At 40.8% G+C, this 21164-nt stretch carries 17 protein-coding genes and 1 pseudogene; 9 read left to right on the forward strand and 9 right to left on the reverse strand.

Going from position 1 to position 21164, the window contains the following annotated elements; translation table 11 throughout:
- Positions 1–95 precede the first annotated feature (95 nt).
- The 4 genes from HG267_RS00055 to HG267_RS00070 all read left to right on the forward strand — a co-directional run bounded on the left by HG267_RS00055 (position 96) and on the right by HG267_RS00070 (position 2802).
- The gene (locus HG267_RS00055) at positions 96–1064 is read left to right on the forward strand and encodes a sodium-dependent bicarbonate transport family permease (protein ID WP_045874604.1); all 969 of its coding nucleotides are present in this window, start codon (positions 96–98) and stop codon (positions 1062–1064) included.
- 4 nt (positions 1065–1068) lie between these two features.
- Positions 1069–1380: a P-II family nitrogen regulator gene (locus tag HG267_RS00060; protein ID WP_045874605.1), complete on the forward strand. Its 312-nt coding sequence runs from the start codon at positions 1069–1071 to the stop codon at positions 1378–1380.
- A complete protein-coding gene (locus tag HG267_RS00065) occupies positions 1377–2078 on the forward strand; it encodes a carbonic anhydrase (RefSeq protein WP_045874606.1) in 702 nt (233 codons plus the stop codon). The genes HG267_RS00060 and HG267_RS00065 overlap by 4 nt, the downstream gene beginning before the upstream one ends.
- An 82-nt stretch (positions 2079–2160) precedes the next feature.
- Positions 2161–2802 carry a Uma2 family endonuclease gene (locus HG267_RS00070; RefSeq protein WP_045874607.1) on the forward strand — a complete coding sequence of 214 codons (642 nt, stop codon included), beginning with the start codon at positions 2161–2163 and terminating at the stop codon, positions 2800–2802.
- Between the two features lie 109 nt (positions 2803–2911).
- Here HG267_RS00070 and secA read toward each other — a convergent pair whose 3' ends face one another.
- From secA to HG267_RS00090, 4 genes are all read right to left on the reverse strand, one after another.
- Complete coding sequence (gene secA, locus HG267_RS00075; RefSeq protein WP_045874608.1) at positions 2912–5704, reverse strand: preprotein translocase subunit SecA; 2793 nt, start codon at positions 5702–5704, stop codon at positions 2912–2914.
- Between the two features lie 354 nt (positions 5705–6058).
- Complete coding sequence (locus tag HG267_RS00080; RefSeq protein WP_045874609.1) at positions 6059–6421, reverse strand: type II toxin-antitoxin system RelE family toxin; 363 nt, start codon at positions 6419–6421, stop codon at positions 6059–6061.
- The gene (locus HG267_RS00085) at positions 6411–6668 is read right to left on the reverse strand and encodes a hypothetical protein (protein WP_045874651.1); all 258 of its coding nucleotides are present in this window, start codon (positions 6666–6668) and stop codon (positions 6411–6413) included. Before HG267_RS00085 ends, HG267_RS00080 begins: the two co-directional genes overlap by 11 nt.
- Before the next feature lie 124 nt (positions 6669–6792).
- Positions 6793–7341 (reverse strand): diheme cytochrome c, encoded by a 549-nt coding sequence (locus tag HG267_RS00090; protein WP_096621648.1) that lies wholly within the window; start codon positions 7339–7341, stop codon positions 6793–6795.
- Positions 7342–7482: 141 nt separating this feature from the next.
- Here HG267_RS00090 and HG267_RS00095 point away from each other — a divergent pair, with 141 nt between their 5' ends.
- From HG267_RS00095 to rlmN, 4 genes are all read left to right on the forward strand, one after another.
- Positions 7483–11049 (forward strand): CHAT domain-containing protein, encoded by a 3567-nt coding sequence (locus tag HG267_RS00095; RefSeq protein ID WP_096621646.1) that lies wholly within the window; start codon positions 7483–7485, stop codon positions 11047–11049.
- Between the two features lie 679 nt (positions 11050–11728).
- Entirely contained in the window at positions 11729–12349 is a 621-nt protein-coding gene (locus tag HG267_RS00100) for a cysteine hydrolase family protein (RefSeq protein ID WP_045874612.1), read from the forward strand.
- Complete coding sequence (locus HG267_RS00105; protein ID WP_052335459.1) at positions 12349–13689, forward strand: ATP-binding protein; 1341 nt, start codon at positions 12349–12351, stop codon at positions 13687–13689. The genes HG267_RS00100 and HG267_RS00105 overlap by 1 nt, the downstream gene beginning before the upstream one ends.
- Before the next feature lie 160 nt (positions 13690–13849).
- A complete protein-coding gene (gene rlmN, locus HG267_RS00110; RefSeq protein ID WP_045874613.1) occupies positions 13850–14944 on the forward strand; it encodes a 23S rRNA (adenine(2503)-C(2))-methyltransferase RlmN in 1095 nt (364 codons plus the stop codon).
- A 183-nt stretch (positions 14945–15127) separates the two neighbouring features.
- Here the strand turns inward: rlmN and HG267_RS00115 are convergent, their stop codons facing one another.
- From HG267_RS00115 to HG267_RS00125, 3 genes are all read right to left on the reverse strand, one after another.
- Positions 15128–15316, reverse strand: a complete 189-nt coding sequence (locus HG267_RS00115) for a hypothetical protein (RefSeq protein WP_045874614.1) — start codon at positions 15314–15316, stop codon at positions 15128–15130.
- A 259-nt stretch (positions 15317–15575) separates the two neighbouring features.
- A complete protein-coding gene (locus tag HG267_RS00120; protein WP_071989495.1) occupies positions 15576–15755 on the reverse strand; it encodes a replication restart DNA helicase PriA in 180 nt (59 codons plus the stop codon).
- 621 nt (positions 15756–16376) lie between these two features.
- Entirely contained in the window at positions 16377–16523 is a 147-nt protein-coding gene (locus HG267_RS00125; RefSeq protein WP_045868487.1) for a ribbon-helix-helix protein, CopG family, read from the reverse strand.
- A gap of 38 nt (positions 16524–16561) precedes the next feature.
- On the opposite strand from HG267_RS00125, the pseudogene HG267_RS00130 reads away from it, so the two are divergent.
- Positions 16562–17684: pseudogene (locus HG267_RS00130) on the forward strand (RNA-guided endonuclease InsQ/TnpB family protein).
- A 561-nt stretch (positions 17685–18245) separates the two neighbouring features.
- On the opposite strand, the gene uvrC reads toward HG267_RS00130, so the two are convergent.
- Both uvrC and HG267_RS00140 read right to left on the reverse strand, forming a co-directional pair.
- Complete coding sequence (gene uvrC / locus HG267_RS00135) at positions 18246–20114, reverse strand: excinuclease ABC subunit UvrC (protein ID WP_045874615.1); 1869 nt, start codon at positions 20112–20114, stop codon at positions 18246–18248.
- Between the two features lie 160 nt (positions 20115–20274).
- The gene (locus tag HG267_RS00140) at positions 20275–20688 is read right to left on the reverse strand and encodes a response regulator (RefSeq protein WP_045874616.1); all 414 of its coding nucleotides are present in this window, start codon (positions 20686–20688) and stop codon (positions 20275–20277) included.
- Positions 20689–21164 lie beyond the last annotated feature (476 nt).

The following is a 21164-nucleotide window of genomic DNA, read 5'->3' on the forward strand; positions in this document are numbered from 1 at the left end:
TAGCAATACACGATACATCATGAGTCAATCGTTAAATTTTGAAAGATGCAAAGTTTTTTTAATTGTTGGTTTTATCAGCATCAGGAGGGATGAATATGGATCCTAGTTTGATCATATCCAACATCCTAAATCCGCCCATCCTGTTTTTCTTTTTAGGGATGACAGCTGTTTTTGTCAAGTCTGATTTAGAAATTCCGCCGCCTGTACCTAAACTGTTTTCGCTATACCTGCTATTTGCGATTGGTTTTAAAGGCGGAGTAGAATTGATTAAAAGTGGCATCACTCAAGAAGTCGTTTTGACGCTCTTGGCAGCCATGTTGATGGCTTGTTTTGTTCCGATTTACACCTTTTTTATCTTAAAACTCAAGCTGGATACCTACGATGCTGCTGCGATCGCTGCAACTTATGGTTCTATCAGTGCTGTCACCTTCATCACCGCTAGTGCCTTTTTAAGCGAGCTTGGTATTGCTTTTGATGGCTACATGGTAGCAGCTTTAGCTCTCATGGAATCTCCAGCCATCATTGTGGGTCTGATCCTGGTGAATATATTCACAGTAGATGAAAAGCGGGAATTTTCTTGGCCAGAAGTGTTACAAGAAGCATTTCTCAATAGTTCCGTTTTTCTGTTGGTAGGTAGCCTGGTGATTGGCGTTTTGACAGGAGAACATGGTTGGCACGTCCTAGAACCTTTCACCCAAGGAATGTTTTATGGCGTTCTCACCTTCTTTTTATTAGATATGGGATTAGTGGCCGCCAGAAGAATTAAAGACTTGCAAAAAACCGGACTTTTCCTGATCTTATTTGCCATACTAATTCCCATAGTTAATGCAGGCATTGGATTGGCAATTTCCAAATTCATCGGTATGCCTCGAGGAGATGCCTTATTGTTTGCTGTTTTGTGTGCCAGTGCCTCTTACATCGCTGTTCCCGCAGCTATGCGGATGACTGTTCCAGAGGCCAACCCTAGCCTGTACGTTTCTACCGCTTTAGCAGTCACATTCCCGTTCAACATTATTGTGGGTATTCCGTTATATCTCTACGGAATTAACCTGTTGTGGAGGTAATAATATGCACCTAGTTAAAAAAATAGAAATTATCGCTAACTCCTTTGAACTGGCCAAAATATTAGATAGTTTGGACAAATCAGGCGTACATGGACACATTGTTATCCGAGGAGTTGCGGGTAAAGGATTACGAGGTACAGCCGAAGATTTAGATATGACGATGCTTGATAATGTCTATATCATCGCCTTTTGTATGCCAGAGCAAATCAAGCCTGTGGTGGAAAATATTAGACCACTGCTTAACAAGTTTGGTGGTACTTGTTACATCTCCGATGTCATGGAAATTCGCTCTATGAAATGTGTTGCATCGTTATGAAACATTCTCTACAACGTCGTGACATATTGAGGTTAGGAATCACTGGTGCATTAGGGATGATGGTATCTACCAGTGATTTACTGTGGCGAGTTCCACAGGCTCAAGCTGCAGAAAAGCCTCAACCCCTCAGCCCCGATGAAGCATTGCAAAAGCTACTTGAGGGGAATCAACGGTTTGTCGAACATCAACCCCAATACCCCGATCAATCAGCAGCGCGCTTGCAGGAAGTAGCGCAAGCACAATATCCCTTTGCAACCATCCTCACTTGTGCAGATTCACGAGTACCAGTAGAAATTCTGTTCGATCAAGGTGTCGGAGATATCTTTGATATTCGGATTGCGGGGAATATTGCCACACCAGAAGCCCGTGGCAGTATTGAATATGCTGTAACCCTGTTAGGCTCACCCTTACTGATGGTACTGGGCCATGAGCGTTGCGGAGCCGTCACCGCCGCCGTGCAAAACGAAGTACTACTAGGTGATATTAGTACCTTTGTCAAAGCCATTAAGCCAGCCGTCGCCAGAGTGAAAAATCAGCCAGGTGATCCAGTGGAGAACGCTGTCGTCGCCAATGTGCAATATCAAATTGAACGCTTAAAGCGATCGCGTCTTTTAACTGCAAGTTTACAATCCGGCAAACTCAAAATTGTGGGAGGTCGTTACGATTTAGATACAGGCAAAGTCAGTATTATCGCTTAGGGCATAAATTTGCCGTCTGGTACAGCGTGGAAGCACTACAATCAATAAAAGGACATTGTTCACTAGCTACCCCACTTTACCCATGACGGCAACATTAATTCAGAGTCCTGATCGGGTGATACTCCGTAATATTAGCTGGCAGACTTATCAGTTTTTAGTCAAAGACTTTGAGCAACAGCCAGCGATGCGGTTAACCTATGACCGGGGTTTATTAGAAATCAGAATGCCGTTAGACCCCCATGAAACTTACAGAAAACTGCTAGGGCGTTTAGTTGAAGCCTTAAGCGAAGAGTTAGAAATTGAAATTCGGAGTTTGGGGTCGAGAACCTGCGATCGCGAAGATTTGGGAAGAGGATTAGAACCAGACCAATGTTACTATATTCAAAATGAACAGGCTGTCTGGGACAAAGAACAAATTGATTTGAGTCAAGATCCACCACCAGATTTAGCGATTGAAGTTGATATTACTAGTAGTTCAATTAATCGACTGGATATTTATGCAGATCTAGGTGTACCTGAAGTATGGCGCTATGATGGACAAAATTTAATCATATATCACTTAGAAAATCAGCAATATCAAAATTGTAGTCGTAGTATCGCTTTTCCATTACTCACTTCATCAGAGATTGAAAGATTTTTAAATTTGAAGAAAACGACTAAAGAAAATGCTCTGATTCGTTTGTTTCGAGAATGGGTAAGAGAAAATTTAGCAACTAATGAGTAGCGAACATTTTGAATACTGAATGTAAGCTGATGGTGATGTCCGCCAAAACAAAAGACGCAAAGCCATCTTAGCGCCTTTGCGTCTTTGCGTGAAATATTTTATTAACCGACTACACCATCTCCGATGATGTTTGCACTACAGGTTGCGGCTGCGGCTGGAACATGAACAAGGAGTAAACCACATCTCGGCGGATGTTGACCATCATATCCAAGAAGAGTTCATAACCTTCGCTCTTGTACTCAATTAATGGGTCTTTTTGCCCATAACCACGCAATCCTACAGATTCGCGCAGCGCATCCATTTGTTGCAGGTGTTCCCGCCACAGGGTATCAATGCGTTGCAAAATAAAGAAGCGTTCGGCTTGACGCATTAATCCTGGCTGAATTTGGTCAATTTGTGCTTCTTTGAGGTCGTAGGCAATTCTTACCTGTTCGTGGAGGAAGGCTTTAATTTCATTTACCGCCATATCTTCTAACTGATTTGGCTGCATATCTCCTAACAAATAGACAAATTCCTTGACTTTATCCACCAACTTTTCTAATTCCCACTCTTCTGAGGGCAAATCGACGTTGATGTAATAGTCAACGATTTCGCTCATTGTTTTTTCGGCGTAGGTGATCACCTGTTCTTTCAGGTCTTGACCTTCTAGCACCCGGCGGCGTTCGGCGTAGATGGCGCGACGTTGGTTGTTCATCACTTCGTCGTACTCAAATACCTGCTTCCGGATATCGTAGTAGTAGGTTTCGACTTTTTTCTGTGCGCCTTCCAAACTGCGAGTCAGCATCCCAGATTCAATGGGCATATCTTCTTCGACGTTGAAGGCATTCATTAAACCCGCAACGCGATCGCCACCAAAAATCCGCAGTAAGTTATCTTCTAAACTGAGGAAGAATCTGGTGGAACCAGGGTCACCTTGTCTACCTGCACGTCCGCGCAATTGGTTGTCGATGCGGCGGGATTCGTGACGTTCTGTACCAATTACGTGCAATCCACCTAATTCCACCACTTCTTCATGTTCGCGGTTAGTGAATTGTTCGTATTCGTGCTTCACAAGGTTGTAAGCAGCCCGCAATTTTTGAATTACAGGGTCATCAATGGGGGCTTTTTCGGCGGCGACAGCTACTTTTTCTTCGGCTTCTAATTCGGGTAAACTGCGATCGCCATATTCCCGCACCGCTAAATCGACAGCTTCTTTTAATTGCTGTTCAGCTTCTTTGGATAGCTGAGTGGGGAAAATTTCTGGAGAAGCGCGCCAAGTTTTGACTTTTTTCCCAGGGACAAAGCCTTGTCCGCCACCGCTTCCTGTGGGTAAACCAGATGCTCTTTGTACGCCAAAGGTGTCTTCATCTTCTGGCTGCACAATCCGGGGCATAAAATATTCCCGCAGCTTCAGTCGGGCCATGTATTCGGAGTTACCACCCAGGATGATATCTGTACCTCTACCAGCCATGTTAGTGGCGATAGTTACAGCACCTCTGCGTCCTGCCTGAGCCACAATTTCCGCTTCCCGTTCCACGTTTTCGGGGCGTGCGTTGAGTAACTCGTGGGGGATTTCCATCTGCTTCAGCAGTTGGCTGAGATACTCAGATTTTTCGACGCTGGTGGTGCCAACTAATACAGGCCTACCCAGTTCGTGCATTTCTCCACATTCGCGGGCGATCGCTTGCCATTTGCCTGGTTCTGTCTTAAAGACCATGTCAGACAAATCTTGCCGTCTTCTGATCCGGTTGGTAGGAATAATGGTGACTTCCAGCTTGTAGATTTTTTCAAACTCAGCTTCTTCTGTCTTGGCTGTTCCGGTCATTCCTCCCAACTTGGGATACAGCAAGAACAGGTTTTGATAGGTAATTGTTGCCAAAGTTTGAGTTTCTGGCTGAATTTCTACATGTTCTTTAGCTTCAATAGCTTGGTGCAGACCGTCACTCCAACGTCTTCCCGGAAGCACCCGTCCGGTAAATTCATCAACAATCACTACTTCGTCATTGCGGACGATATAGTTGACATCCTTCAGGAACAGTTCTTTGGCTTTAATCGCATTAAATACAAAGTGCGCCCAAGGGTCTTCTGGGTCAAATAAATCGGTTACACCCAACAGGTTTTCGGCTTCCGCAAAGCCCTCATCAGTCAACAGTACGTTCCGCGCTTTTTCATCTACCTCATAATGCTCATCTTTTTTGAGAGCAAAGGAGATTTCAGCTGCTCGTAAATATTTCTCGGTAGGTCTTTCCACCTGTCCAGAAATAATTAGCGGTGTCCGCGCTTCATCTACTAAAATCGAGTCTACTTCGTCGATAACGCAGTAATTGAATGGGCGCTGCACCACATCTGCCATTGACGTGGCCATATTATCCCGGAGGTAATCAAAACCTATCTCACTATTAGTGACATAAGTAATATCACAGTCATAATTTTTCTGACGCTCACTGGGAATCATGTTCGCCTGAATTAGACCTACACTCAATCCCAGGAAGCGATGCACCTGACCCATCCATTCCGCGTCCCGACGCGCCAGGTAATCGTTCACGGTAATAACATGTACACCTTTACCAGTCAGTGCATTTAAATAACTTGGCAAAGTCGCCACCAGGGTTTTACCTTCCCCAGTCTTCATTTCCGCGATTTGCCCACTGTGTAAAATAATACCACCCAACATTTGCACATCAAAGTGCCGCAGGCCTAAAACTCGCCGTCCTGCTTCCCGAACCACGGCAAAAGCTTCTGGCAGAATATCATCAAGGGTTTCCCCTTTGGCAAGCCGCTGTCTAAACTCGCCTGTTTTGCCTTTTAAATCCTCATCGGAAAGCGCTTTAATATCTTCCTCTAAGAGGTTAATTTCCGTAATGTAAGGTTGGTATTTTTTAAGTTTACGAGCGTTGGGATCGCCCAACAAAGTTTTTAGCATGGCAGGTTATGGCACTAAATAGAGGGGGATGGGAATTAAAGTTTCGGCAATAGATTATAAAAATTTAACCCAACCCAGCGATTTTGGTTGTTGATGGGTATGAAATGAGAGTTAACTCACAAACAGCAAAAACGCTGGCCAATCAGTTTACTAAATGATTGGTTTTATTTCATATCTTATTGTTTGGACTCTATTAATAGTATCATTTCACCCCTGACTGGGGCAGAGAACGCCCACCATGCTCAAGTAGCGATTTCACCCATGTTGGGGGTTGGGGACTGGGGACTGGGGATTGGGTAATTGGTAATTACTTTTCTCCCTTTGTCTCCTTGTCCCCTTGTCTTCTTCATCTCCTCATCCTTCCTCACTATCAAAATCAGCTAGAATATTGCGGATTTCATTTGCAGCAATGTCTTCTTGGTCGGATTTGGAATAAATCGTTAATAGCAAAATACTTGTGGGTGACTCAAGTTGATAGATGAGGCGGTATCCACCGCTTTTACCTTTTTGAATATTACTGTTGCGAACTCTCACCTTGTAAACAATATACTCCTCACCCAGACCGCTAATCCTGTCTCCTACAATATTTCCTTGTTGTAATTGCTCGATAATGGGTTGAACATCAGAGCGAATATTGCGAAATCTTTTTGAGAGTCTGTAGAGTTTCTCCTCAAACTCATCAGCAAATCGAATTGAAACCGTGTTATCACTCTGCATCAATTCTGTCCCATAACTCGCTAATTGGTCGAGTTTGTCCCATTTTTGCTTGCTTTAAGGCTCTCCTCAAGCTAGCTTTAATTTCCTCAACTGGTGTATCATCTGGGTCAAGTTCTTCTGTTTCTGCTGGTTCTGGAACCAATACAATTACCCGCACCTGATGAGGATAGGTTGTTCCGTGAATTGGCTCATCTAGAATCAGGTTGCCTTGAGCGTCAATCTTACCAGTCACTTCGATCGCTTTCATCTGCCAAGCCACCTTATTTTTGTTGCAGATCCTAACACGCCTAAATCCAGCCCAGAGTCAAGCCTTGTAGAGACGCGATTCATCGCGTCTTTACTCAACAATTATTTCCCCTATCCCCAATCCCTCACGGCGAATTCTCCATTTCTGGACTCAACTGACGGAAATTGAAATCTGCGGCGCTGGGGTGACAGCTAACACAGCTATTAATTTGCACAGGACGTTGTAACTTGACTTTAGGATGCAAAGCTTTAAAATAACGTGAATTGTTGACGCGATAGGGTGTTTCTTCGTCTTTGCGTTGCGGACGGGAAAAAGTTTGCAGATACCGCCAGACTAAAATGCGGGGTGGATCGATTAAAGGCTGTAGCTGTGCGCCGTAGTGTTGCGAGTCTTGGAGGAGGTTTTTCCAAGTTTGAGTGGGTAAAACTTCTGGTGGTATGGGGATGTGACAAGTTGAGCAGTTTTCTACATATAATTCTTGCCCAAGTTGGTATTGTTGAGGTACTACGTCAACTGTACCGACTTGTGATGTTGGGGTAGCACCTTGGACGTTGCTAGCTAAGGCTAACAACCAACCCATAGCTAAACTCCAGGCCAATACTACCAAGAGTAAACCTAAAGGTCGGCGTTTGAATTGGCGATCGCGGACTTTTCGCTTCACAAGATTTGACATTCCTCACATCCCCCAATAGTTAAATTCAGCGCTGATCTCACTGTATGGCTCGACGCTCAAATTTTTGCATATGTTCTCCCCGTCTGTGAGATATAGATGATTGAGGGCGCAATTTATATTACTGCTATTTAAGGAATTGCCATGAAACACCATGTTAAATCTCTTACCGTCTTTACTTTAATACTTTCTTTAATTTGCCCGATCGCAGCAGCAGCTAATAACCGTCCATCGCTCAAAAATACTTTAGCCCAATCCACAACCACGAACCAGCGCCAAGCCCAAGCTAATCTGCTGTTACAGCAAGGTATTAAACAAGCGAATACTAAACAGCTAGATGCTGCATTGCAGTCTTTACAACAAGCATTAAATATCTATCAACAAATTAAAGATTTGGCGGGACAAGGTCAAACTCTACAAAAATTAGGCGATGTTTATGCTGCCAAAAAAGATAGTAGCAAATCTATTGCTGCTTACGAGCAAAGTTTGGTAATTGCAAGGCAAATTAATCACCGAGATTTAGAAGCTAGAAGTCTGCTGAATTTAGGTGTGGTATATAACAGCCTCAAGAAATATGACAAAGCACTGGAGTTTTTACCCCAGAGTTGGCAAATCGCCCAAGATATTAAAAGTCGTGAGTTGCAGTTGCAGTCTTTAATTCAGTTATTGGAAGCTTATAAGGCTCAAGGTAATACTGCCAAATTACAAGAATATCAGCAGCAATTAGCTACTAATTTTGGCAATGTAATTAAATATGTAGTAGCTTTTCAAGCTTACAGTCAAATAGCTGTATTGACCGAGCAAAAACAATACCAAAAAGCTATTGAACTTGGGCAGCAGGTACTCGAGTTTTTTCAAAGCAATAAACTTAATAGTGATGATAGTCAGTTATTAATCAGCTTATCTGGTATTAATGCTTCCTCTATTAAACCAGAATTACTACAAAAAACGCTGCAGTTAGCAGTAATGGTACAACTAATTCAAACTTATGATGCGATAGCTGACTATCCTAAAATTATCCAGCTTGGGGAACAGTTGCTGTCGTCTGTACGCAATCTCAATGAAGATGAGTGGACAATACTAGCTAATATTTCTGGACAGCAACAAAGTAATTCATTGGCAGATTTTAAGAAATTATCAGAAATGGGTATTTTGTGGTTACTAGCAAAATCACACGATATTTCTGGAGAATACAATAAAGCGATTCCATTGGCACAACAAACTATACAAATATCGCGGGAACTGAAAAATCCAGAGTATGAGGCTAATGGATTGCTAATTCTAGCTAGTGCTTCTAAATCTTTAGCTGTAACTGATGCAGAACATCGCCAGGTTTTGGAATTAGCCGAGCAAGCTTTGACAATTGCTAAAAACATCAAAAATCCAGAGATTGAGTCAGATGCTTTGAATGCGATCGCGGAGATTTACAGTAATGTAGATGAATATCAAAAAACCATTGAGTTTGCTGCTAAAAGTTTAGAACTTGCTAAAAAAAGCCAGAATCCGGCTGCAACAGTTAAACCTTTATTAACATTATCTAGCACCTATATCAGTTTAGGAAATTACCAAAAATCTAGCGAATTATCTCAAGAAGCATTAAATATTGCCCGCAAGATTAAGCAAATTCCTATAATTGAAGCCACATCTCTGTTGTATTGGACTTTTAACCAGTTTATTCAGGGAGACTATCAAAAGACTATTGCTTCATCTCAAGAAGGTTTAAATTTAGTCCCTAGTATCAACATTCCCTATTATCAACAACAATTTTTGATGTTGAACAATCTATTTTTAGGAATTGGATATGGGGGATTGAATGATCACCAAAAAGCCCTGGATTACATTCAAAAAAGTGTACAAATAGCCAGAAATGCTCAAGATGCAAAATCAGAAGCGCAAATGCTGATATATTTAGGCGGCTTTTATCGAAAGGCGAAACAATACCAGCAAGGAATTGATGCCTATAACCAAGCTACTACTATTGCAGATAAATTAAATTATTCTGGCAATCGAGCTATATTATATGCAGGTTTAGCGAGAATTTACCGAGATTTAAAGCAACAAACAACGGCGATTGCTTATTATCAAAAAGCAATTAATGATATTGAGAAAGTTAGGGAGAAAAATCGGGGACTTTCAAAAGACTTACAAACATCTTTTCTGCAGTCTGTGCAAGATGCAGATCGGACGAATATTGCTGACATTTATCGTGAATATGCTAACTTATTACTGTCTCAAAATCGCAGTTTAGAAGCTAGCCAAGTTTTAGAACTGTTAAAGGTACAAGAATTAAGCGAATTTACGAATAATAATAGAGTCGCGAATCTTCCTAAGCCAATGGGTCAAACTCCTGCTGAAACCAAGCTCATAAAAAATTATGGGAGTTTGATTGCTTTTGGACAAAAATTTGATGAATGTCAAAAAAATAATTGCGTAGAGAAAACTAAATTAGCAGATGAACGAGATGCCTTAATTTCAGAGTTTAATCAAAAGATTCAAAACTTAGAGAAAAATGTGCGCGATCGCCTCTCGAAAGACCGAGGTAATCTTGATACCCAAGACCTCAGAAGTATAGGCAAGAAAATTGTCGAATCGCAACCAGGAACAGTGTTAATGAATGTGTTTGTGGTAGAAGATAAAACTTGGTTGTTGTGGGTATCGAAAGGAGGTGTGGTTAAAAGTGTAGAAGTCTCTGTAGGTGAGCCAAAAATTAGAGAAACGGTGAATAAATTCCGCAAGTTGCTGCAAAATCCTAGTTCTGATATTAATGAAGTGAAAGCAACTGGGAAGCAACTCTATGATTGGTTAATTAAACCAGTAGAACCAGAATTAAAAGCTAATAAAATTGAAAATCTGGTCTTCTCTTTGGATCGTGCGGCACGTTATATACCCATCAGCGCGTTATTTGATGGTAAGCAATATCTAGTAGAAAACTATAATATTTCTACAGTCCTCTCGGCTGGTTTAACAGATACAGATTCGCGCCTTCCGGCTGGAACCGCTAATACCAAAGTTTTAGGCTTAGGTTTATCTAAGGCTGTCCCCGGATTTAATGCTTTACCTAATGTTCCCGCAGAACTAGACGCAATTATTCGCCAAAAACCAAGTGATAAAAATGGGATTTATCCTGGTCAAGAATATCTCAATCAGGCATTTGATTATCGGACTTTACGTGATAATCTGAAAGGGCATAATATTTTGCACATCGCTACACATGGCGTATTTGTCCCAGGAAAACAAGATGATTCTTATTTAGTCTTAGGGACTGGGGAAAAATTGCCAATTCCCAAAATTGATAATTTGGAAGATTTAAGTGATGTACATTTGGTAGTGCTTTCTGCTTGTGAAACTGCATTAGGTGAAACAGCAAAAGACGGGTTAGAGATTCCTGGTGTCAGCTTTTATTTTCTCAACCGTCGTGCGAAGGCTGTTATGGCTTCTTTATGGCTGGTGGATGATGCTAGCACTAGTTTACTAATGCAACAATTTTATGCAAACTTAGCGAAAGATAGCCACCCAACAAAAGCCCAGGCTTTACGTCAAGCGCAACTTAGTTTGTTGAGTAGTAATAATTCTGCAAATAGCAATGTTGAACGAGGGGCGATTAATGTGGAAGCAGTACCAGGCGCACCTACAACACCAAAAAGAAATCTTACTAACTTTACACATCCATATTATTGGGCCCCATTTATTTTGATGGGTAATGGTTGGTAAGAAACTAAATTGAAATTTTTTGTAGCGTGCTTTAGGTGTAAGCCGTAGCGCACGCACGGAAAGCATTATTATAGATCAATACGCTTGGGTTAAGCTCATTAGCGATTGATTTGTCAGTTATTCAAGAAGCCAGAAGAATTGGGGGATTCTCCCCCAAACCCCCGATTGGGTGACGGTTGCGTCCCCCAAACCCCCTCCAAAATTATTGTTCTGTTTTTTCTTGAGTAACTAGTTTTTAGTTTTGTGATCAATTAATTTTCTTAACTGAACTGTATTTTGTTATAGGTGCTGTACTCTCGCCGCTAACGCACCCTACAACTTGATTAGCCTTACATTGCTTATTGTTAGAAATTAACTTAAACGGGGAAGACTATATAAAATTATCGCTGGGATTTAGTTTCCCAAGGCAAAGTTTTATTGTATTTGTTGGGTTTCAGTAGCTTTAACTCCATAGACGCAATTTCAGCTTTTTGATGCTCTGTAAAGTATATCAATTTATCGTTATAAACTCGCTGAAAATGGGAAGACTATATAGGTAAGTAGGCGCGATTAAATCAAACTGTATCAAATTGAGAAAGGAATTAGGGTATAGGTTTTCATTTTTATCCCTAAGCTTTATTATTCTGAATATAGTTGTGATTTATAGTCATCGATTTACTGAAATGTGTGTATATCCTAAATGCTGATAAATACAATACAACCCCAACGTACTGCTGTACTTTTGATTGGTTTTCAAAATGACTACTTTGCGGCTGATGGGATTTTATATAATGTAATTGAGGAATCTTCAAGAGCTACCAAAGTACTAGAAAACACTGTTGAGCTTGTACGATGTTTGCTAGCGACTCCAGTTTTATTGATTGCAACACCAATTTTTTTTACGCCAAACTATCAGGAATTGATTGAACCTGTAGGAATTCTCAAAACTATCAAAGATGTTGGGGCTTTCCAAGTTGGTTTCAAGGGTTCGCAGATGATTGATGAGTTGTTACCATTTCGTAGCAACATTCTCGAAGTTCCGGGAAAACGAGGATTTAATGCTTTCATTAATACAAATTTAGAAGAGATTCTTCAGGAAAAAGAGATTACTCATGTAGTTTTGGCTGGTGCTGTGACTTCAATTTGTATCGATTCTACAGGTCGTTCTGCTCATGAAAAAGGCTATCAGGTAATAGTTTTGTCTGATTGCACCTCTGCTCGCACTGTATTTGAGCAGGAATTTTATCATACTCATGTCTTCCCTTTGTACGCGGATACCATCAACCACACCAAATTACTTCAGCGTTTGACCATAGCATAATGTCAGATTTCAACAATGAATTGCATACCCAAATTCAGTACAGTTTGATGGAGAAATTGTCTGAATCGGAACGGCGTTACCGAGAATTGGTGAATAGTCTGCGCGAAATTGTGTTTAAATGCGATCGCTTGGGTAATGTGAAATTCCTCAACCAAGCTTGGACTAAAACCCTTGGCTATCAGGTAGCAGATGTCATTGGTAGCCCTTTAAGCAATTTGATTGACGCAAATGATCGGCACTTATGGCAGGCAACTTTAGAAAAGCTACAAACTGGAGTAGAAGTCTGTCAAGAACTCCGCTTTCACCATCAAACTGGTGTGATTGTGTGGCTAGAACTGTCAATTCAACCTTGTGATGAATCTGAATTCTCGGGTTCACTGATCCATATTAATGATCGTAAGCAAGCAGAAGTATTACTGAAGCAAACGAATGAAGAACTGGAAGCTAGGGTAGAACAACGCAATACTGAGCTAATTCAAGCAAACCATGAATTAAAATTAACCCTAGAGAAACTTAAATATACTCAGGCTCAATTAGTACAAACTGAAAAAATGTCGAGTCTGGGACAATTAGTAGCAGGGATTGCTCACGAAATTAATAATCCAGTTAACTTTATTTATGCCAATCTCTCTTATGCATCAGAGTATACAGAAGCATTATTCCAAATAATAGAACTTTACCAGCAAGCTTATCCAGTTACGCCGCTACATGTTCAAGAAGCAATTAAATATTTTGATTTAGAATTTATTCAACAAGACTTAGCGAAGCTATTGCAATCGATGCAAGCAGGTAGCGATCGCATTCGAGAAGTTGTATTATTGTTACGCAATTTTTCCCGGTTGGATGAAGCAGAAATCAAAAATGTTGATATTCACGTCGGTATCGATCACACAATTACATTACTTCGTCATCGCCTCACAAACAATTCGGGAATGATGGGAATTCAAATTATCAAGGATTATGGCAGAATTCCCCTGATCAAGTGCTATCCGGCGCAGATGAATCAAGTATTCATGAATATTATCAATAATGCTATTGATGCTTTACTGGAGGCAATTAACCAATCTCAACTTTTAATGCCTACAATTTGGATTAGTACAGAAATCATTGATGAAGTTTGGCTGAATATTGGGATTAAAAACAATGGTTTGCCTATACCTGAATCTGTAATGGCAAAAATCTTCGATCCGTTCTTTACAACCAAAACTGTGGGTAAGGGAATTGGACTTGGCTTATTTGTAAGTTATCAAATTGTGATAGAAATGCACCAAGGTAAATTAACCTGCACCTCTTTGCCAAACAAAGAAACAGAATTTTGCATCCAAATTCCCATTGTGTAAGAAGGATGAAGTAAAGCTTAGGGTTGTAACGAAAGATTTGGTAGCGTTCACCCTATCAATCATGAACCATTACCAATTACCAATTACCAATTACCAATAACCAATTTGAACTATAAACGGTAGGATAGAGATTCAGCATCCATTTGTGATTGATTAATTTATGTCTGCTACGCCGCTTGTATCTCAGGTTGACTCACCCAACTCAGAAAAGTTAGAAAATATTCCCCCTTTACTAGGTGCGTCTGTTACCGAGTTAACTGCTTGGGTACAGCAGCAAGGACAACCTGGTTATCGAGGTAAGCAGCTGCATGATTGGATTTATCATAAAGGAGTGCGATCGCTTGCTGATATCACTGTTTTTCCTAAGCAATGGCGTGCGGATTTAGCAGAAATTCCCATTGGACGTTCCAAGATACATTACCGCTCGGAAGCAAGGGACGGCACAGTTAAATATTTATTGCAACTGTCAGATGGACAAATTATCGAAACTGTGGGGATTCCCAGTTTTGGTAAAGGGGGAGAAATTTCCAAAACCCGCTTAACAGTCTGTGTCTCTACTCAGGTGGGTTGTCCGATGGCTTGTGATTTCTGCGCTACTGGGAAAGGCGGCTATAAGCGCAACTTAGCCAGACATGAAATTGTCGATCAGGTGTTGACTGTACAAGAAGATTTTCAGCAACGGGTAAGTAATGTAGTATTCATGGGATTGGGCGAACCGTTGTTAAATACGGAGAATGTCTTAGCAGCCCTGAAATCCCTCAATCAAGATGTCGGTATCGGACAGCGATCGCTTACTGTTTCTACAGTGGGTATTCGCGATCGCATTCGTCAGTTAGCCCAACATCATCTCCAAATTACTCTCGCTGTCAGTCTCCACGCACCTAACCAAGCACTGCGAGAACAACTGATACCCAGCGCCCGCCCTTATCCTTTAGAAGATTTATTAGCAGAATGTCGGGAATATGTGGAAATTACTGGTCGTCGTGTAACTTTTGAATATATTCTGCTGGCTGGTGTCAACGACTTACCAGAACATGCTTTGCAATTAGCCAAATGCTTGCGGGGTTTCCAAAGCCATGTCAATTTAATTCCCTATAATCCTATTCAAGAAGTAGATTATAAACGCCCCAGTAGCGATCGCATTCAAGCCTTCCTCAATGTGCTTCAGCAACAGAATATTGCGGTTAGTGTGCGCTATTCTCGCGGTTTAGATGCTGATGCTGCGTGTGGGCAATTGAGAGCTAGTAAATCATGATGTCCAAGATAATGCAAAATTAAAAGCTGATAAAAGCTAATATCAAACATTGATGAAATTGTAGGGCGGTAATTATTTGGAATCACCGCCCCACAATTTGTATTGTCTATTTCCGCGTTTGCTTACGCAGGAATCAACACTGTGTCAATAATGCAAACTTAATCAAGTGTATACAGATGCGTATCAGCCACTCAATTTAATCACACCTTGACTAACCAGGGATTCCAGCTTGCTATCTTGCTGTATTTGCTCACGCACCAACCTTATCTGCTCGTGGCTGAGAATGTGTAATCCCGGATGGACAACATAATCTTTCAGGATGATGCTTTCCGGCTGCTGACTGTTGGTGCGATTGTAGGTAATGGAAGGCATACTTGCAAAAAGCTTTTTAGCAATAATGGGTAGAAGAGAGTTTGACTCTGCTCCCTAAGCTTTACACAAGTTTTTCACTAGATTGCAATTAGCAGCGCTCAAGAGTCAAAAAAACAATAATCTTAGTAAAGCACGGCGTAAATAAGCAGTTCTTTCTAAATTAACGAAACCCTTACGCCGCATAACAAATAATTTCACGAATCATTGTGGGTTTGCTAGATATCCATAGTTTCTGAGTTCTGTAGAATTATCAAAAATATTATCTTTTAGCGTGAATACCAGGGGCATAAGCCTCAATAACTCTACCAGTACGAGTGCAACTGATCATTAAGTAGTCGCAAGTTGGGCATTGTGTGCGAGTGATTTGACTATCAAAAATATAGTGACGTTCAGCCGCGCTGCCACAGTTGGGGCAACAAATTTTGTATATACTCTGCATTTTAAAAACCCTTAGTTGTAACTAATCTACTTAAAAAAACTACCAATTCTACCCGTATACATTTATTTGCGTCACACCACTTAATAAAAAGCCTATATATTTGGCTAATTACTTTAAACGAAATTTAAATTGCAAAAACTAACGCTATTGTATAACTATTATCTTAGTCTATGTGCTTGGTTATCATCTCACTTTAGATATATAAGTTTATTTTTGACCTACTCACTATTTAGAGATGGAATGATCCCTGCCACTAATACCTTCATATCACGTTATTTACAGTGATCTCCAGAAATAGTAAGTATATTAATAGCAAAAAGTTAAACTATTGAAAATACTGTATAATTGGTCACAAAATAATTTTATTTAAGCTTTGCTTAAGATTTATGCTGTTGAAATGGCAATGAAATGACGGGGAAATAATTTAATTAAAACTTCCAATCTTGATAGTTCAAAGCCTGGTTAATGTCTGTTAGTCTAGTTGTTGGTAATGGGTAATGGGGAATGGGTAATCGATATTGGGTTTTCCCAACTATCAATTACCCATCACTTTCTTATTGACCTGCTGAAGATTTTTAACAGCATTGATTAAGGAATATTAAAGTTACCAAAAAATTGGGTCTAAAGCCCCGTGCTTCTAGCACGGCTTTTCTTCAACTTCCGGATCATCTCTCTAAGTACGTCATTTTGAGTGCGATCTGTTTCTTCGCAGTATTTCAAAAGCGTTTCATACTCTTCATTAGAGCATCGAACTGTTAATTTCTTCATGCCGTCATATTGCCGTCGTTTTATGGTATAATACTAGCATGAAAACACTGAAGTTTAAATTGTACGAACACAAAAGGAATAGACACCTCAAGCGCACAATCAACGCTGCTGGAGTGATTTATAACCATTGCATTGCTCTACATAAAAGGTATTACCGGATGTTTGGCAAGCATTTAAACTGTGCAAAACTTCAGGCTCATATCGCCAAATTAAGAAAGCGTAATTCTTTTTGGCAATCAGTAGGTTCTCAAGCAGCACAAGATATTTGTCAACGCATTGAGAAAGCTTACCAATTGTTTTTCAAACACAATAACAAAGGAGTAAGACCACCAGGATTTAAGAAGGTCAAGAAATACAAATCGTTCACCCTTAAGCAGGCAGGTTATAAGTTTTTGGGTGGAAATAGGGTAAAAATTGGTAGTCGAGTTTACCAGTTTTGGAAGTCCAGAGAAATTGAGGGAACAGTCAAAACCCTAACTATTAAACGCACCCCGTTAGGTGAGTTATTTATGGTTTTGGTTGTTGATGAGGGTAGCTCAGAAGTTGAAGTTAAGACGGGTAAAATCGCTGGCTTTGATTTTGGGTTAAAGACATTCCTCACTTGCTCAGACGGCACTAAAATTGAATCGCCCCAATTTTTCAAGCAATCCCTAAGCGCCATTAAAAAAAGCAAGTTCGCGGCATTCCAAAAAGCTAAAAGGCTCATCTAACAGAGAACGAGCCAGAAAGAATTTAGTACGCAAGCATGAAGATATTTCCAACCGTCGGCGTGATTGGTTCTGGAAATTAGCTCATGAGCTAACAGATAGGTTCGATATTCTCTGTTTTGAGACTTTAAATCTCAAAGGAATGCAACGTCTTTGGGGCAGGCAAATATCAGACTTAGCGTTTGGTGAGTTTCTGCAAATCCTAGAATGGGTTGCCAAGAAGAAGAATAAACTGGTTGTCTTTATCGACCAGTGGTATCCAAGTAGCAAGACATGCTCTAATTGTAAACATATTCTAGAAAGTCTTGATTTGTCAGTTAGAGAGTGGCGTTGTCCTTCCTGTCAGTCAGTTAATGGAAGAGACGAAAACGCTAGTCGCAATATTTGTGCAGTCGGGGCATCGACTGTTGGCTTAGGTGATGTCAGACTGGCTACGCCAGCAATCGCTGTCTGAAGCTAGAATCCCCATGCCTTCAGGCTGGGGAGTATGTCAATTTCGGTCTGCGGAAGCGCTGAGTGCACGGCGTACCGCGCCCTTTGGAATATATTGATGCGTCGCAGACATTTTTTGATTTGGTATCACTAATTAAAGAAGCCAGAAGAATTGGGGGATTCTCCCCCAAACCCCCGATTGGGTGACGGTTGCGTCCCCCAAACCCCCTCCAAAATTATTGTTCGGTTTTTTTTGTTGAGTAATACCAATTTGAACAAAGAATGCAACAGATTGTAGGGGCAAGGCACGGCGCATTGGTGTCAACTTAAGCTAAAAGCGATATAGGGTGGGCGTTGTACAAATACCTCGCGCCCTCATCCCCTAACCCCTTCTCCCGCAGGAGAAGGGGAACTAAATCTCTGGCTCCCTTCTCCCCGTGGGAGAGGGGCTGGGGGAGAGGGCAAAACCTTGCACAAGAGTGGGTTTCACGTTAAGTTGACACCACTGGGCACGCCGTGCCCTCTAGAATATATTGATGTGTCGCAAACATTATTTGAATTGGTACTAAGAAGTGCTTATATCTTAGGGATGAAAATAATCGTAGATTTCTTGGGCTAAACGCGGCCCAATACCTGATACTTCTGCTAGTTGTGCGGGTGTGGCTTGGCGAATATAGTCAACAGAACGAAAATGTCCCAATAGCAGCTTTTGGCGATGGTGTCCCAAACCGGGTATTTCATCTAGGCGCGATCGCTTTAATTTATCACTACGCTGTTGGCGATGGAAACTGACAGCAAAGCGATGGGCTTCATCTCTTAAGCGTCGCAATAATTGTACTCCTGGTTGTTCTGCATCGGTTTCTAAAGGTTGGGATTCTCCTGGGAGAAAAATCTCTTCTCGCCGTTTCGCTAAACTGACAACCCGCAAGTCTTCTAATAAATTCATCTCTTGCAAAATGGCGACAACGGATGATAATTGACCTTTACCGCCATCAATCATCACTAAATCTGGCCAGTCAGGATTACCCGCACGGGTTAATTGTGGATCTTCAATATACTTGCGAAAGCGACGCTGGATGACCTCTGCAAGACTGGCGAAATCATCTGAATGTCCGACGGTGACTGTGGGATTTTTAATTTTGTAGTGACGATAATGCTGCTTGGCGGGTAACCCATCAATAAATACTACTTGGGAAGCTACTGCATTCGACCCTTGAATGTGGGAGATATCATAACCTTCGATGCGGTGGGGTAAGTCTGGTAAATCAACAATTGCAGCTAAATCTTGCATTGCTTGCTGATTGCGATCGCCCAATTTTTGCATTCTTTGCAATTCATATTGGGCATTACGCTCGACCATTTCGATTAATTCTGCCTTGGTTTGGCGCTGGGGTGCAAGAATTGTCACTTTTCTCCCTTTTTTCCCAGTTAAAATATCTGCCAATATCTCACTATCTGGTAACTCATGCTGGACTAAAATTTCTGCGGGAATTTCCACCGAGTCAGCAGTTTGGTAATGTTCTTCTAACACGCGTTGTAAAATAGCACCAAATTCCGCTTGTGCATTCGCCACAAATCCTAAGCGTCCGACTAATTGCCCTGCACGAATTTGGAATAATTGAATACAAGCATGTTGGTCATCCGCTGCCAAGGCGATCGCATCCCGTGAAACTGTATCATCTGGTAAAGAAACTTTTTGATCCGCCGTCAGTGACTTTAACCCAGCTATTTGATCGCGAATCCGCGCTGCTGCTTCAAAGTTCAACGCTTCTGCGGCTTTCTCCATTTGCTGCTTCAGGATATCAATCAGTTCCTGAGTTCTTCCCTGAAATACCATCGCTACTTTTTGTACAGTTTTCCGGTATTCTTCTGGGGAAATCAGCTGCTGACACACACCAGGACAGCGTCCCAAATCATAATTCAAGCAAGGACGGTCTTTAAATAATGGTTGAGGTCGTTGGCGCAAGGCAAAGATGCGCTTAGAAATGCGTAAGATTTCGCGCAATAAACCTGCATCTGTATATGGCCCGTAAAATTTATCTCTTTCTTTCCCTAGTTGACGCTTACGAGTAATAAAAATCCGGGGATAGTCTTCTGACCAAGTGATGCAAACATAAGGATATTTTTTATCATCCTTGAGCAGCACATTAAAATATGGCTGGTGCTGCTTAATCAAGTTAGCTTCCAGCGCCAAAGCTTCTGCTTCGGTATCGGTAACGATAAATTCAATTTCTGCCACCTGTTTAACCATTGTGGCAATGCGATCGCTTTTATTGTAACCATCGCGGAAATAAGAACGGACACGCGATCGCAATTTCCGCGATTTGCCTATATAGATAATGCGATCGCTTTCGTCCCGCATAAAATAAACACCTGGTTCGGGTGGAATTTCAGCTAGACGACTTTCTAGGCGTTCTGGATCTTTAACTAGTGTGGGAGAAGATTTTGTCACGAAACAGATCTAGGTAATTTCATAAATCCACCTATTTCTATTTTAAAGAATATTAATTTTTTGTGTTGTTTCCTTCACCTGCTATCCCGCCAAGATTAACTACACACGCAACTACCATTTAGACCGCAGGATTTTTCTCTCACACTTTAGCTGATATAGCTTAACAAGCTAGTTTTTCTTGGATTGTCATCATTAAAGCTTTGAGATTGATGGGTTTTACAAAGTAACGCCAAGCTCCTAAATTTATGGCTCGTTGCTGATCGATTTCAAAAGCAAAAGCTGAAACTACAATTATTGGGATTTTGGCAAACTCTGGTTTTTGCTTGATTTGGGCTAACAATGAATAGCCATCAATATCTGGTAATTTTAAATCCAGTAATATTAACTCTGGCTGAAATTTTTCGACAGTGGTAAATAAAGCAGAGCCTAATGAAAGACTTTGGACATCGTAGCCAAAGTGGCTGAGATAGTCACTGAGCAACATTCTATTAACATCATTATCTTCAATTAATAGAATTCGTTTGATTGCTTGAGACTTTAATCGCTCATTAAGAGATATTAATTGTGCCGTCATTGTTCGCTATAATCTGATATTAATTTCCATCAAATTGGCATGATCAATTGAAATCTGAGAGCCTCTCCTTGACTATTTACGCGCTTTACAGCTAAATCACTAAATAATGAAACCCAGATGTTCACGGAATTAGAACTGAAGTTGCTCATGCTCATAATTTTCCGCAACCTATTGTCATTTTTAGCTCTTTTTGAGTTGAAAATGTATTTATGAAAATTTTTAATTTTCCTATTTGGGAAAATCAAAAATTTCAAATTCGGACATCAATTATTGCACAAGATAGGGAATCAGAATCTAGCCAAAGTCTAGGGAAAATGTCAGTCAAATGATAAATTTGCTGAATGTAAATCAGTCAAAATTTTAATAAATCGAATTTAGTTTTTGTTTATCTGTATTTCATAATATTATCTTAATAGTCTCACTTCCACAAAAAGTTAATATTTTTTTAAACTCTTTATAGTTATAATTGTGGTATT

The sequence above is a fragment of the Tolypothrix sp. PCC 7601 genome (genome assembly GCF_025677855.1).
In the GTDB taxonomy this organism is placed as follows: Bacteria; Cyanobacteriota; Cyanobacteriia; order Cyanobacteriales; family Nostocaceae; genus Aulosira; species Aulosira diplosiphon.